The 14,434-nt window shown below is 31.8% G+C and carries 11 protein-coding genes and 1 CRISPR repeat array; of the genes, 4 read left to right on the top strand and 7 right to left on the bottom strand.

Features of this window, described 5'->3' with window-relative positions:
* Positions 1 to 725: 725 nt before the first annotated feature.
* A CRISPR array of direct repeats spans positions 726 to 1,608; the repeat unit is 28 nt; unit sequence GTTTGTAGCCTACCTATGAGGAATTGAA.
* Between the two features lie 481 nt (positions 1,609 to 2,089).
* The gene (locus Q0929_RS07215; protein ID WP_299239285.1) at positions 2,090 to 4,159 is read left to right on the top strand and encodes a TonB-dependent receptor; all 2,070 of its coding nucleotides are present in this window, start codon (positions 2,090 to 2,092) and stop codon (positions 4,157 to 4,159) included.
* Between the two features lie 60 nt (positions 4,160 to 4,219).
* Here Q0929_RS07215 and Q0929_RS07220 read toward each other — a convergent pair whose 3' ends face one another.
* The 5 genes from Q0929_RS07220 to Q0929_RS07240 all read right to left on the bottom strand — a co-directional run bounded on the left by Q0929_RS07220 (position 4,220) and on the right by Q0929_RS07240 (position 7,955).
* Positions 4,220 to 4,495 (bottom strand): hypothetical protein, encoded by a 276-nt coding sequence (locus tag Q0929_RS07220; protein ID WP_299239287.1) that lies wholly within the window; start codon positions 4,493 to 4,495, stop codon positions 4,220 to 4,222.
* A gap of 455 nt (positions 4,496 to 4,950) precedes the next feature.
* The gene (locus Q0929_RS07225; RefSeq protein WP_299239288.1) at positions 4,951 to 5,757 is read right to left on the bottom strand and encodes a metal ABC transporter permease; all 807 of its coding nucleotides are present in this window, start codon (positions 5,755 to 5,757) and stop codon (positions 4,951 to 4,953) included.
* Positions 5,754 to 6,533 carry a metal ABC transporter ATP-binding protein gene (locus tag Q0929_RS07230; protein ID WP_299239290.1) on the bottom strand — a complete coding sequence of 260 codons (780 nt, stop codon included), beginning with the start codon at positions 6,531 to 6,533 and terminating at the stop codon, positions 5,754 to 5,756. Before Q0929_RS07230 ends, Q0929_RS07225 begins: the two co-directional genes overlap by 4 nt.
* A complete protein-coding gene (locus Q0929_RS07235) occupies positions 6,530 to 7,555 on the bottom strand; it encodes a zinc-binding dehydrogenase (protein WP_299239292.1) in 1,026 nt (341 codons plus the stop codon). The genes Q0929_RS07230 and Q0929_RS07235 overlap by 4 nt, the downstream gene beginning before the upstream one ends.
* A gap of 34 nt (positions 7,556 to 7,589) precedes the next feature.
* On the bottom strand, positions 7,590 to 7,955 hold the full coding sequence (locus Q0929_RS07240; RefSeq protein ID WP_299239294.1) for a hypothetical protein: 366 nt from the start codon (positions 7,953 to 7,955) through the stop codon (positions 7,590 to 7,592).
* Positions 7,956 to 8,028: 73 nt separating this feature from the next.
* Here Q0929_RS07240 and Q0929_RS07245 point away from each other — a divergent pair, with 73 nt between their 5' ends.
* Positions 8,029 to 8,700: an IclR family transcriptional regulator gene (locus tag Q0929_RS07245; protein ID WP_299239296.1), complete on the top strand. Its 672-nt coding sequence runs from the start codon at positions 8,029 to 8,031 to the stop codon at positions 8,698 to 8,700.
* Positions 8,701 to 8,702: 2 nt separating this feature from the next.
* Positions 8,703 to 10,256 (top strand): apolipoprotein N-acyltransferase, encoded by a 1,554-nt coding sequence (lnt, locus tag Q0929_RS07250; RefSeq protein ID WP_299239298.1) that lies wholly within the window; start codon positions 8,703 to 8,705, stop codon positions 10,254 to 10,256.
* 88 nt (positions 10,257 to 10,344) lie between these two features.
* On the opposite strand, the gene Q0929_RS07255 is transcribed toward lnt, so the two are convergent.
* Both Q0929_RS07255 and Q0929_RS07260 read right to left on the bottom strand, forming a co-directional pair.
* Positions 10,345 to 10,791: an Hsp20/alpha crystallin family protein gene (locus Q0929_RS07255; protein WP_299239300.1), complete on the bottom strand. Its 447-nt coding sequence runs from the start codon at positions 10,789 to 10,791 to the stop codon at positions 10,345 to 10,347.
* Between the two features lie 484 nt (positions 10,792 to 11,275).
* Entirely contained in the window at positions 11,276 to 12,199 is a 924-nt protein-coding gene (locus Q0929_RS07260; RefSeq protein ID WP_299239302.1) for a rhodanese-like domain-containing protein, read from the bottom strand.
* 61 nt (positions 12,200 to 12,260) lie between these two features.
* Between Q0929_RS07260 and ribD the strand changes: the two genes are divergently transcribed.
* Positions 12,261 to 13,385 (top strand): bifunctional diaminohydroxyphosphoribosylaminopyrimidine deaminase/5-amino-6-(5-phosphoribosylamino)uracil reductase RibD, encoded by a 1,125-nt coding sequence (gene ribD, locus Q0929_RS07265; RefSeq protein WP_299239304.1) that lies wholly within the window; start codon positions 12,261 to 12,263, stop codon positions 13,383 to 13,385.
* The last annotated feature ends 1,049 nt before the right edge of the window (positions 13,386 to 14,434 follow it).

Below are 14,434 nucleotides of genomic sequence, written 5' to 3' on the forward strand. Positions count from 1 at the left end.
TATGCTTATTAATAGGTTTTTAACAATGAATAATTATTAGCGTAGTGTATAATTAATTAAAGAAAAGCAACAAAAGGTATGCAGAAAAAATAGACTATTCTATGATTTTCTATTATTGGACAAAGCCATTATTATTAGCTTTTTAATTTTATAACTGAACCTTGGCAATTGAATAGGTAGCCTACACAAGCTTGTTTTACGTGAAACGTGAGACGTGAGATGTGAGACGTTGGAGATTGGTTTATCAATAATTTAGCTATTTTTATTTGATTGCTTGAATGCTTAGTGAGATGATTTAGCAGTCATTGAATCTAAGGTATTGATAATGTGATTTTATTTTTTGATGTTTGATTTAAACTTGTGTATTGACGGGTTGAAAGAGATTTTTTGAAAAGTAGTTGTAAGTGTTTGTTGAAATAAACTTTTTAATTTTGAATTCTTTAATGCTTAATTTTTTGAAAATTTGTAATTTTTTATTTTAAAATTTTTTAAGATCGGGAAGTTAAGGAGTGGTATTTGCAGCGAGCTTCTGAGTTTGTGGTTTTCAGCGGTTGACTTGTAATGGGATGTTAAAGGATAAAATATAATAATATATTTTCTGTATATCGAGGTTTGCTGCAAAAAACTTCAACTTGCAGGTTTTTTAAAAGTTTGGTATAATGATTATCAGAATATTGATAGAGTAAGCTGTGATCGATTTTATTTTTGAGTTAAAAGTTAACGGGGTTTGTAGCCTACCTATGAGGAATTGAATGCTATAGAGATTACATCCTCAAACTATGGAATTTTGGTTTGTAGCCTACCTATGAGGAATTGAAGTCTTTTGTAATGTAGTATGTTCCGCTTCCACGATTGGTTTGTAGCCTACCTATGAGGAATTGAAGTGAATTAAGCTGTCTCATTACTATCCTTGCCCTTGCGTTTGTAGCCTACCTATGAGGAATTGAAGAGTTATTATATCTTCACATTTTCTTGCCATTTCAAACGTTTGTAGCCTACCTATGAGGAATTGAAGAAGGATTTTTTACCATGTTTTTATCTCACACAACACGTTTGTAGCCTACCTATGAGGAATTGAAGTGAAAGTTATTTATGGAATACTTATATTGAAGAACCCGGTTTGTAGCCTACCTATGAGGAATTGAAGTCTACTTGGTTTACCATAAAGCCTTCCTGTCCTCGACCGTTTGTAGCCTACCTATGAGGAATTGAAGTGCTCAATAGAAAAGATGACTCTAGATCCTTTCACTTGTTTGTAGCCTACCTATGAGGAATTGAAGCTTTCAAAAGGTTTTATTTGCTTATCTATACTTAAGGTTTGTAGCCTACCTATGAGGAATTGAAGTGCTCAATAGAAAAGATGACTCTAGATCCTTTCACTTGTTTGTAGCCTACCTATGAGGAATTGAAACGTTTACAGGCACCTCTATTTCGAGAAGCTTGGTCATGTTTGTAGCCTACCTATAAGGAATTAAATAGGTCCGGGACGATCAGCTTTGATTTAAATTATCTCGTTTGTAGCCTACCTATGAGGAATTGAACCTCGGTTAGATCAATCTCAAACTGTTCCCAAAATAATTGCTTGTAGCCTACCTATGAGGAATTGAAGCCATCTCTCTTATCTATTTCACATCTCTGAAAATCATTAACAACTTCATAGAGAAATAGTCCCGCTTCGTACACAAATTAGAGCATTCTAACTGATCTAAGCGAAGGATCTCGTCTTTTACCTCTCACTTATTGCTCATTTTCTTACCTTATTTAAAAGAAGAGATCCTTAGGACTAAAGTCCTCAGCATGACTCACGGAAAGGTAAACTTACCAGAATTTTGGAACACCCTTGCTGTGTATCTACTTTTTTCTATCGTTCTAAAACTGAAGACTGAAAATCTCACTATTTTTATTTATTTGAAAGCGGGAGCTTCTTTGCAGGTTGTAGGTAACGGATGTTTATTTTCGAAACAGTCCAAGAATTCTATTGACTTCTTACCCCGACGTACAAGTTAAAATGTTAAATTTATATCTTGAATTTAACATATAATTATATTAAAATTCTAAAACTTATATTAATCATAAACAGGAGGAAGACATGAAAAAGCTTGCATCAATGGTCTTATTATCTACTTCTGTGATGTTAAGTTATTCACATGCAGTAGAGGGCATTAGAATTGAAAAAGTAACAGTTGAAGAGAAAAAAGCTAAGGAAGAAGTAAGCACAAAAAAAGAACTTACACAAGAAGAGGCTAAAGTTACAAGACAGATTGACCTTGGAGAGATTTTATCAGAGTTTTATCCGGAAGTTTGGTACATGAGAAAGGCAGGGACTGCAAACGATTTATACATTAGAGGATTTGCAAAAGATAACATTAATGTATTGATCGATGGTTCTAAAATCTATGGTGCATGTCCAAACAGAATGGACCCGCCTTCTTTTCACGTTTCATCACCTCAGATTGAGAGTATAACCATAAAAGAAGGTCCGTTTGATGTTGAAAATGCTGGTTCTCTTGCTGCGGTTGTAAACGTAAAAACAAAAGACCCTAAGGAAGGAATCGGGGGAGAGGTAGGAGGAACCTATGGAAGCTGGGGCTACAGAACTGGCTACGTATGGGGGAATGTTGGAAATAAGTTTATAAAGGTTTTAGTTGGTGCATCAAATCAATATTCTAAGCCTTATGAAAGCGGAGATGGTAAAAAAGTTACAGAGTACGTGCCTTCAACAAATGCATACAAATCTCAATACATTAACGACAAAGCATTTAACATAGACAGAGTATGGACAAAGTTATTGATTACTCCAAACGATAATGCGGAAATTAAACTTTCTTATGCTTTTGAAAATGCAAGAAATGTATTATATCCGGCTTTAAAAATGGATGCTTTGTATGACAGAACAAACAGGTTTAATACAGATTTTAAACTTAAAGATATTGGTCTTAATTTTAGCATCTACTACAATGAAGTAAAACACGATATGAGAGATTCTTTTAGAACTACATCAGGAAATTATCCATATTCTATGAAAACTTATGCTGAGTCAAAAATGTTTGGAACAAAGCTTTCAAAAGATTTAAATCTCTTTGGACTTAACATGACAGTTGGGATTGATACATATTTAAGAAATTGGAAAGCGGATAATGTTCAAAATGCATACAGACAGGATAATACTAAACCTGTCAATTACAACGATGGTATGATACCGGATGTTGATATTAAAGATATTGGATTGTTTGTAAAGAGCAGTAAAGATATAGAAAACTGGACTATCTCCGGTGGCTTAAGATATGATTATACATATTCAAAAGCAGACCCGAATTCTATGACAGCTAATACTAACAAAAATTTGTTCATTTCAAAAAATGGCTACAAATTCTCTAACACAGATAACTATGTATCAGGTTATGCTATTACAAAATACAACATCAATAAAAAAGATAATGTATATGTAGGATTTGGTAGCACTGTAAGAGTTCCAGACCCAGAGGAGAGATTTATATCTTTAAGTGGCGGGTCCCCATGGTATGGTAATCCGGATTTAAAGCCGACAAGAAATAATGAAATAGATGCAGGGTTTGAAGCATTTCCAATGAATAATGTTGGAATCAAAGGTAATATCTTCTATAGCATGCTACAGGATTATATTTATTTATATAAAAACGGCAATGATACAACCTACAAAAACATAAACGCTGCAATTTATGGTGGAGATGTTAACGGATTTGTTGATATCAACGACAAAATCTCAACAGAGCTTGGGCTTGCTTATCAAATTGGTAAAAAAACAGACAAAAAAGGATTATACACAGACAGCGATTTAGCAGAAATTCCACCATTAAAAGCAAGATTGGCTGTTAAATACGACGATAGAACTTTCTACGGACTAATAGAAGGTATATACTCTGCAAAACAATCAAAGGTTGACTCAGATTTAAAAGAGCAAGAAACCGGCAGCTGGTTTATAGTAAACGTTAAAGCAGGATATACATATGCAAATAGACTATTTGTTGGTGTTGGTGTTGATAACGTATTTGATAAATTCTACTATAACTATCTATCTTATGTAAGAGACCCATTTAGAGGAATTTCAGCATCAGGAAATCCTGTCAAAATCCCGGAACCCGGAAGATTTATTTACGCAAATGTTTCTTACAGATTCTAATTTCCTGCTGCTGCTTGAATAACCTCTTTACTTTCAAGGGAGCTTAAAGCTCCCTTATTTTTATACAATCTTCATAACTACGACCGTTTGAACCTTATCACCAATTCTTTTTACTTGAGAGTAAGCATAGATCTCAACATCTTCTTGCGTGGATATTCTTTTTCCTCTAATATTACTCATTTTCTTATCTCTTAAAGCAACATAGTTGTCCGTTGGGAGATAATCATTCTTTTTCATCTCTTCAATAAACTTATCGCTTGCAATTTTTTCCTGCGATGGGTCTGATACATCTACACCATCAAGTATGACTGTAAGTTGTTTTATATCCTGTTGCATTCTTGCAATCCTTGTTTTATTTTTAATATTTAAAATTACTACACAAAAATAAAATTTTAAATGATGTTTTTCGCAAATAAACTGCTTTACCAAGAGTATTCTAAAATTTCTGTAAGTTTACTTTTATTATCTCTCAAGAGTTCAAACCAGAAAGATTTCCTATTTAGAAGGCAATTAAGCAGATAGAGATAATTTATGAATTGCCCGTACACAAAGTAAGTCAGAGTTAAAAAAACAGAGATCTTTTATGAGACTGTCTCAAAAATCCTTACTGTCATTCTGTAGCCGACGAAAAATCTCATATTTTTCTTTTCAAGTCAAAAAATCAAAAAAGAGATCCTTCAGCCTTAGGATGACAAGGAAAGGTAAGTTTACGAAAATTTTGGAATATCCTAGATCTTTTATTGACCGTAGAATTATAATAAAAAAGCTAATTAATTCTTAGAGCGTATAATTCAAAATAGCCTTTTCCCTAGCACTATCACAAAAAATACGATAGAATAAAGAATAACTATCGTTGAGCCGGATGGAAGGTTAAAATAAAAAGACAGAATTATTCCAGTACTTACAATTATTAGACTAAATATAATAGAAAGAGTGATAATCTTTTTATAATGCCATGCAAGTTGAGAAGAGACAGCAGCTGGCAAGATTATCATCGCAGCTGATAAAATAGACCCTACAAGCTTTATAGATAAAACAGTTGCTATTGCTATCAATGTTATCACACTGTAGTATAAAAAGTTTGTATTGACTGCGCCAATATAAGCAAGGTCTTCATCAAAACAGCAGTAAAGAATTTTGTCAAAGTATTTAAGTAAAAATCCAATTGTAAAAACTGTAAAGATAGAAATGTAAATTAAATCTTCTTTTGTGATTGTTAAGATATTCCCAAACAAAAATGCAAATAAATCAGAATTATAATTATTAGAAAAGGAAATTAAAACTACACCAAAAGCCATTGAAAAAGAAAGTAAAATTCCTATTGTCAAATCTTCATGAATTTTTCCTTTTTTGCTAATGTATCCTATTAGCATACCCACCAAAACAGCAAAAATGCTACCTGTTAATGTTGGATTGGTTCCGGCAAAAAAGCCAATTGCAAGCCCACCAAATGCAGCATGAGAAATCCCCACATTTATAAAAGACCATTTTTTAACATAGATAAAAAATGACAAAACAGAAAGTAAAACACTTACCAGTAGACCACCAATAAACGCATTAAGCATAAATGGAACTGTGAAAATGTCTAAAAAACTCAATGTCGTATCTCCAACATCATAGGATTAAAATGCTGACAGGTCAAACACTCATCAGAATGAATTAGCAGGCTAACATCTGCTGAATATAGTTTTTGCAGATTTTCTTTTGTTAAAAAGTCTTTAGCGGGACCAAAGTAGTGAAGCCTCTTATTTAAGCCGGCTATTTTATGAGAAAAGCTTACAACCGCACCTATATCATGACTTACCATTATGATGGTCATCTTTTTTTCTTGATTTAAACGTTTTATAAATTCATAAAAACTTTCTTGAGCTACCACATCAACCCCTGTGGACGGTTCATCAAGTATCAAAATTTTTGGGTCTGATACTAACGCCCGAGCTATCATGATTCTCTGCTGTTGACCACCGGACAACCGTCCAAAAATTTTATTTTCGAACCCTTTCATACCAACGTATTTAATGTATCTTAAAGCTAAATCTAATTTCTCCTTTTTTGATAGATTCTTACCAATTAAACCAAACAAAACAACATCCAAAGCACTAACCGGAAAATCTAATTCTTGTTTACTTTTTTGTGGTACATATCCAATCATATGATTTTTTATTGCATAGTATGGGTCTTTACCATCTATTAAAACTGTTCCAGAAGTTGGTTTTAATAATCCAAGCAAGACTTTGATTAATGTAGTTTTTCCACCACCGTTTGGTCCAACTATAGAAACAATCTCTCCTTGGTTTACTTCAATGTCTATATCTTCAAGAATGACACTATCTTCTATATTTACGGTAAGGTTTTTAATCTCTATAAAGCTCATATCTTAACTACAATCTTTCCAAAAAACTGTCTGCTTAGTAATTTTTCATAAGCTTTTTGAACATCTTCTAATTCAAATACAGAGTCAATGACTGGTCTAATTTTATTTGGAATGAGTTTTATGACCTGCGAGAACTCGCCCTTTGTTCCCATGTATACACCGTGTATGATTAGATTTTTTCCAAATACATATCTTAAATTTATGTTGACTTCAGCTCCTGTTGTCGAACCAAAGGTTACAACACTTCCTCCTTTTTTAGCACAGGATAGAGACTTATTAAATGTTTCAGCTCCTATATGGTCTATAACAACATCACAAAGATTGTTATTTGTAATTTCTTTAACCTTTTCTACAAAATCTTCACTTTTATAGTTAATCACATAATCAGCACCAAGATTTTTGCATTTTTCTACCTTCCAATCATCACCAACGGTTGTGATAACAGTAGCACCAAATAATTTTGCAAGTTGTATTCCAGCTGTTCCTACACCACTTGCTCCACCATGAATTAAAACTATATCACCGGCTTTTATTTTTGATCTTGTGATTAAAGAATGCCACATCGTAATGTATGTAATTGGTAAGCATGAAGCTTCTTCAAAAGACAAATCATCCGGAATTTTAAAAACATTTACAGCCGGAACTTTTACATACTCAGCAGAAACACCGTCTTCTAATACTCCTAAAGGTCTAAACTGATTACATTCATTGTCTCTTCCGGATAAACATTTTTCACAGTATCCACAAGAAAGACCGGAGAAAATAACAACCCTATCACCTTCTTTTACATTCTTAACATTTTTACCAGTTTTTGCTACTATACCTGCACCATCAGATGCAAAGATATGTGGCAGAGGAATAGGCATAGGATATTTACCTTCCATAACCCAAACATCTAAATGGTTTAAAGAAAACGCTTTTATATTTACTAAAACTTCATCATCCTTTATTTCCGGTATAGGAAAATCTCCAATTTTGATTGCTTTATATCCTTCCAATTTGTCATAGTAAGCAGCTTTCATTTAATTCCTCCTATTTATTTCTTAATTTTAATTTTTAAATTTTCTTATTTATTAAACTGCCCGAAGATTTTTTTGATTCGCCTTCTGATGAGTATGTAGTAGCAGATTGAAAAACAGCTTGAAAAATTTCTTCTATTAAATTTAAATTGGAAGAAGCTATTGTTTGATTGATAGCTGTAAGTTCTTTAATTTTATTTATTTTTTCTTTTAATGTTTGGGGCAGATTTTCAAAATCTTTTACTTCAAAATTTGCAAGCTCTGATAGTAAAGACTGCTTTTCTTCAACGATTTTCATTATTTCTTCAGGTGCTTTGTCATCATTAATAGCATTTATTAAAAGCTTATTTTCTTTTTCAAGCAAGTTTATTAAATTTTCTAAGATTTTTTCTATTTTATCCATTTTTGGCACCTGTATAATAAAATCAAATTGTGTTATAATCATTCTAACATAAGAAACGGAGAAAGATAACAGAATGCAGAAAAAGGGTGCGAAGAAATCTATTGAAAAAGCTTTAGATTTATTAGAAGCTTTAAAGGAAAAAGACAATTTAGGCGTTACTGAACTTAGTAATATTCTTGGATTAAATAAAAATAACGTTTTTAGACTCCTTGCAACATTAGAAGTAAAAGGTTTGATAGAACAAGACCCAGAAACAGGACATTACAGACTTGGAGTAAAAACTTTACTTTTAGAATATTCATTTATAAAAAATTTAACAATTTTAAACCAAGCAAAACAGTTTGTTAAGCAATTAAGAAATAAAACAAATGAAACAGTTTACTTGTCATTGATGCATCAAAATGATATTGTCTATTTTTACTCTAAGGATAGTAAATCATCTGTTTTGGTCAATTCAAGAATTGCTAAAAGATATCCTGCTATTGAAACTGCACCGGGTAGAGCTATTTTAAGGGCAAAAAAAGAGCTTGGCGATATTTTCGAGTATGACTTTGAAGGTTTAGAGCCAGAAGTATCAGAGATAGCCACAGTAATAAGAGATGAAAGTGATTATCCGGTTGCTGCACTTTCTATAGTTGCACCGATTTCAAGGCTTAACAAATCAAATTATGACGGACTGTTTAAGCATGAATTACTACAAACAGCAAAAGAAATAACAAACTTGTATAAAATAGACTTGCCTTAAAAATGCTTTATATTGTTTTATCAGTTATTTCTGGTTTAACTTTAGCAATATCCTTGCCAAATTATTATATTCCGTTTGCTTTTTTGGTTGGCTATGGACTTTTGTTTTATTTGATAGAAAAAAATGATACTAAAAGATTAATTCTATACTCGTTTATCGCAGGACTTGTTTTTTCTGCAATTTCTTTTTACTGGATAATATACGCCATTCATTATTACGGTAAGATTAATTTATATCTTTCTTCCGGATTGTTCTTATTATTTATCGCTGCTTACAGTTTATATGCTTTTGTTCTTTTTTCTGTTTTGTTGAAACTGTTTTATAAAAGATACAATTACAAAGGTTTTTTTATAGCACCATTTCTAATAGTACTTTTAGAAGTAGTCCGGGAGTATTTCCCATTTACAGGCTTTCCTTGGAACTTAAACGGATACATGCTTTCATACATAAATCAAATTGCACAAATATCGTCACTTTTTAGCATCTATGGACTTTCATTTTTAGTATTGTATTTTTCTGTTTCTTTTTACATGATGTTTTCAAATCAACATTTTAGATGGATCATATTAAATTTGCTAAATATAGCATTATTCATTTTGATATTTCTTTGGGGACAAAGCAAGATTGAAAGCTATGTTGACAAAGGAGCGTCTTATAAAGTATCAATCTTGCAAGGTAATATAGACGAGACGCTAAAGATTGAGAGAAATACAGAAAATGACATGATCGTTTTGAATAAATACATATCTTTATTTGAAAAAGCAAAAAAAGATAATCCGGATTTAATCATTCTTCCAGAATCTGCGCTACCTTTCTTTCCTTTTATCGACAATGATAAAAAAGAGTACTTTTTTAAAGAATTTGAAAAAATTAAAATTCCATTTCTTTCCGGCTTTGATAACGTGATTCTTAACAAAAACTTAGAGATAGAAAAAGTTTACAATTCATTATTTTTAGTGGATGAAAACGGAAAGTATGTTGATTATTATTCAAAGATAAAGATAGTACCTTTTGCTGAATATTCACCAATCAGATTTAAATTTCTTGAAGAGATTTTTGAGTATATAAAAGGCATTGATTTTTCTCCTGGCGAGGGTCAAAAATTGCTTACTTTTCAAAAGAATGATAAAAAACCAATGAAGATAGTATCTCTCATTTGCTTTGAGTCTATTTTTCCTAATTATGTTTCAAGTTTTGTAAATAAAGGGGGTAATGTAATTGTAAATATTACAAATGATGGATGGTTTGGAAAGACTTCTGCTCCTTATCAGCATTTTGAGATGGCAAGGATTAGGGCTATTGAAAATAATGTTTATCTTATTAGGGCTGCTAACACCGGTATTAGTGCAGTAATAAATCCTGTTGGAAAGATAAAAAGTAAATTAAACCTAAACACTGAAGGTGTACTTACTGATTATGTTTATCTTACAGATGGTAGGTCTTTTTTCAATCAAAATAGAATTTTTATTTTAATTGGATATTTGGTTTTGTTTGGCTTAGTTTTAGGATTGTTAGAGTTTTATAGAGTGGAAAACAAAAACGTTGTCATTTCTTAAGACTTAAAAATCCTTCCAGTTATCAGAGAAAAACAAAAATAAAAAAGCCCCCTTCCCAGGGGACTTCAACATTTTTTATTTTATGTCTTTACTTAATTTCTATTTTAACTTCTTTTTCTTGAACAGATTTTGGTATTGTTAATTTTAAAACGCCATCTTGATATTCTGCTTTAGCTTCTTCAATTTTTACGTCTGCTGGTAACGGGATTACTCTTTCAAATTTTCCATAAAATCTTTCTCTTCTGTAATAATTTTCATCTTTTTTCTCTTCTTCTTTTTTAACTTCTCCTCTAATTACAACTGCATTGTCTTTTACTTTTACTTCAATATCTTCTTTTTTAGCACCTGGTATTTCTGCTTCAATTACAACATTGTTATCTTTTTCATACACATCAACTCTTGGAGACCAAACAACCACTTCTGCTGTTTGTTCAGCCGGAATCAATTCCTTAAAAATTCTGTTGATCTCATTTTCCAATCTTGCTAATTCTCTTAATGGCGAAACTGCAAATGCTGGGATTAATCTTCTGTCCATTTTCACTACCTCCTTACTTTATTATTACTATTAATATATAACCTAATATTGATTTTGTCAATAGATTTTATAATCGTTAACTAAATTTAACAAAACACCTTTTTTTAATATAAATTTAAGCTTTAAAATTTAAGAATGCAAAAAAATTAGAATTTAAAAAGTGGTCCTTCGGACGAGGCTGCTTGTAAAAATCCACATCGTCATTCTGCAGCCGGCGAAGAATCTCATATTCTTTCTTTTCATATCAAAAGATCAAAAGAGGAGATCCTTCGGCTTACAGCCTGAGGATAACACGTAAAGGTAAGCTTACGAGCTTCGAACACTCTTTCCTTCGGACTTACGTCCTCGTATAATAGAGAAATGTTAAACGATAAGCTTTAGAGAAAGGATAGTCTTATTCTTATTTATGATTCTGCAATCTACAAAGAGTCTTTTTCTTTTACCTTGTTTCTCAACTATCGTATTATTCGTTAAATGATGTCTATCATCTTCTGTATTTTTCTGTCTCTAATGGTAAGCTTTCATCATTACCCCATTCATACCAGCTTCCTGTATAGATTTTTAGATTTTTAGCTCCTAAGTATTTAAGTGGAATAAAGACAAATGAAGACCTATTGCCAATTGTGCAGTAAAGAATGATTTTTTTATTTAAATCTAAGTTTATCTTTTTTATATCTTTTTCAAGAACTTCTATAGGCTTGTAGGTTGAACCTTTGCCCTCAAACCATCTCCAATAGACAAACTTAGCCCCAGGTATATGACCAGACCTTTTAATCTCATTCATTTCCTGTCTTCCTGTAAATTCTAAAAATGTTCTTGTATCTACCAAGATTGTGTTGTCATCAACTCCGTTTGTATAGTTTTTTACATGCTGCAATACTTCTTCTTTTGAAGCTACAACTTCATACCTTGGCTTTACAATGTATTTAGCTTTTTTCTTGATTACATCATCTTGATTTGAGATAGGCAGATTCTCTTTTTTCCAGTTTTCAAGACCACCATCAAGAATTAAAAGTTTGTTTTCATCATGACCCATGCTGTAAAGTAAAAACCACATATAAGATGCTTTATTTGGAAGATTTTTTGAATAGTAGATTATAACTTTATCATTGTTGCTAATCCCATTTTCAGAAAACAGCTTTTCAGCAGTTTTTGGACAAAGTGGTAAGTATTTACACTTTTGCTTTTCATTATTTTTTATTGCTATATCTTGAACTGCCAAAACATCAATGTTAACTGAACCAGGAATATGTTCATTCATGTAGGTTTGATTGTCTTCTGTGTCTATAAACACAGTGTTTTTATCATTTAGTAGTTTGTAGGCATCTTGCGGAGAGATTAAAGGAAGTCTGCTTTGTGCATAAGAAAAGCTGAAAGCTAACAAAATTATATATACTATTTTTAACATCCTAAAACTCCTAAGTAAAATTGTTGACAATAAAATTTAGTTTAAAAGAGGCTGTTAAAACATGACTAACATCAAAGATTTAGAAAGCTACATGAAAATTGCTTTAGATTTGGCAAAAATTAGAAAAGGATTAACCCATCCTAACCCAACCGTTGGAGCTGTTATTGTAAAAGATGGAAAGATAATAGGTAAAGGTTATCATATCAAAGCAGGTATGCCCCATGCAGAAAGAGAAGCAATAAAAGACGCAAAAGAAAAAGGATATGATTTAAAAGGTTCTACTATGTTTGTAACCCTTGAACCATGCTGTCATTATGGAAGAACACCGCCCTGCACAAACGCAATCATTGAAGAAGGTATTTCAGAGGTTGTAATCGGAGCGTTAGACCAAAACCCGGTAGTAAAAGGTCAAGGTGTAAATATCCTAAAATCTTATGGCATTAAAGTAATTACAGGTGTTTTGGAAAAAGAATGTGAGAAGATAAATGAAGATTTTTTTATATACATAAAAGAAAAAAGACCATTCGTTCATCTAAAAGTAGCCCAAAGCTTTGATGGAAAAATAGCCACAAAAACAGGTGATTCTAAATGGATAACATCTGAAAAATCAAGACAATTTGCCCATCAATTAAGAAAAGAAGCATCGGCCATTCTCGTTGGCACAAATACAGCTTTAAAAGATAATCCAACCCTAACAGTTAGACACGTAGAAACAGAAAAACAACCAGTAAGAATTTTGATAGACAAAAGATTAAAAGTTCCACCAACTTATAACATCTATAACAATGAAGCCAAAACCATTGTGATAACTTCCAAATTAGCCAGTCAGGAAAATCTTAAAAGATTATCAGAAAAAGAAAATGTTGAAATTGTGTTTTTAGACTTAGATGAAAATGAAAAGTTTAAGGTTGATGATATTCTAAAAACACTGTACGAGAGAGAAATAGTTCATCTTTTGGTTGAAGGTGGTAGAGAAGTAATAACAGACTTTATAAAAGAAAGAAAGTTTGATAAAATCTCCATCTTTACAGCACCGTTATTGATAGGTGATGATGGAATCTCTTGGCTTGACTATCTTGGAATTGAAAAAATTCAAGATAGCTTAAAGCTCAAGGTTGAAGATTTTAAGGTTTTAGACAAAGATTTTTATTTTGAATGTTATCCTATGCTGTCTAATTTTTACTGAAAGAGCTTGCAAAAATCCACATCGTCTTCTGCAGCCGGCGAAGAATCTTGACCTCAAAGATGTCATTCTGAGCGAAGCGAAGAATCTCATATTTTTCTTTTCAAGTCAAAAAATCAAAAAAGAGATACTTGGACTTAGTCCTCAGGACAACACGAAAAGGTAAGCTTACGAGAATTTTGGAACACTCTTCAATTTCTGCTTGACAGATAGAAAATTTTTTTGTATATTTACATTAAATTTTTAATTTTTTAACTGTACCTTGGCAATTGAATAGGTAACCCACACAAGCTTATTTTAAGTGAAACGTGAGACGTGAGATGTGAGACGTTAAATATTGGTTTATCAATAATTTAGTGATTTTTATTTGATTGTTTAAATGCTTAGTGAGATGACTTAGCAGTCAGCAAAGCTAAGGTATTGGTAATGTGATTTTATTTTTTGATGTTTGATTTAAGCTTGTGTAGTGATGGTTTGAAAAGGATTTTTTAAAAAGTAGTTGTAAGTGTTTGTTGAATTAAACTTTTTGATTTTAAAATTTTTAATGCTTAAATTTTTGAAAATTTGCAGTTTTTTATTATGAAATTTTTTAAGATCGGGAAGTTAAGGAGTGGTATTTGCAGCGAGCTTCTGAGCTTGTGGTTTTCAGCGGTTGGCTTGTGATGGGATGTTAAAGGATAAAATATAATAATATATTTTCTGTATATCGAGGTTTGCTGCAAAAAACTTCAACTTGCAGGTTTTTTAAAAATTTGGTATAATGATTATCAGAATATTGATAGAGTAAGTTAAAAGCGATTTTATTTTTGAGTTAAAAGTTAACGGGTTCCATCTGAACCGTGTGGGTTATAAAGTGAATGTCTTTTTTCTGAGGAATGTCTATATTAGTGTGTTCCATCTGAACCGTGTGGGTTATAAAGAACCCTCATACCATCTATCAACATTTTGAACTATATGTTCCATCTGAACCGTGTGGGTTATAAAGAGCAATAAAGGAAAGATAAAACCGCCTTTATCAGCATCGTTCCATCTGAACCGTGTGGGTTATAAAG

Source organism: Sulfurihydrogenibium sp. (assembly GCF_028276765.1).
In the GTDB taxonomy this organism is placed as follows: Bacteria; Aquificota; Aquificia; order Aquificales; family Hydrogenothermaceae; genus Sulfurihydrogenibium.

Bases quoted from the DNA above. Each gene is read 5' to 3' on its own strand.
- Q0929_RS07215 (WP_299239285.1), top strand. From the start codon at position 2,090: ATGAAAAAGCTTGCATCAATGGTCTTATTATCTACTTCTGTGATGTTA.
- Q0929_RS07220 (WP_299239287.1), bottom strand. From the start codon at position 4,495: ATGCAACAGGATATAAAACAACTTACAGTCATACTTGATGGTGTAGAT.
- Q0929_RS07230 (WP_299239290.1), bottom strand. From the start codon at position 6,533: ATGAGCTTTATAGAGATTAAAAACCTTACCGTAAATATAGAAGATAGT.
- Q0929_RS07235 (WP_299239292.1), bottom strand. From the start codon at position 7,555: ATGAAAGCTGCTTACTATGACAAATTGGAAGGATATAAAGCAATCAAA.
- Q0929_RS07240 (WP_299239294.1), bottom strand. From the start codon at position 7,955: ATGGATAAAATAGAAAAAATCTTAGAAAATTTAATAAACTTGCTTGAA.
- Q0929_RS07245 (WP_299239296.1), top strand. From the start codon at position 8,029: ATGCAGAAAAAGGGTGCGAAGAAATCTATTGAAAAAGCTTTAGATTTA.
- lnt (WP_299239298.1), top strand. From the start codon at position 8,703: ATGCTTTATATTGTTTTATCAGTTATTTCTGGTTTAACTTTAGCAATA.
- Q0929_RS07255 (WP_299239300.1), bottom strand. From the start codon at position 10,791: ATGGACAGAAGATTAATCCCAGCATTTGCAGTTTCGCCATTAAGAGAA.
- Q0929_RS07260 (WP_299239302.1), bottom strand. From the start codon at position 12,199: ATGTTAAAAATAGTATATATAATTTTGTTAGCTTTCAGCTTTTCTTAT.
- ribD (WP_299239304.1), top strand. From the start codon at position 12,261: ATGACTAACATCAAAGATTTAGAAAGCTACATGAAAATTGCTTTAGAT.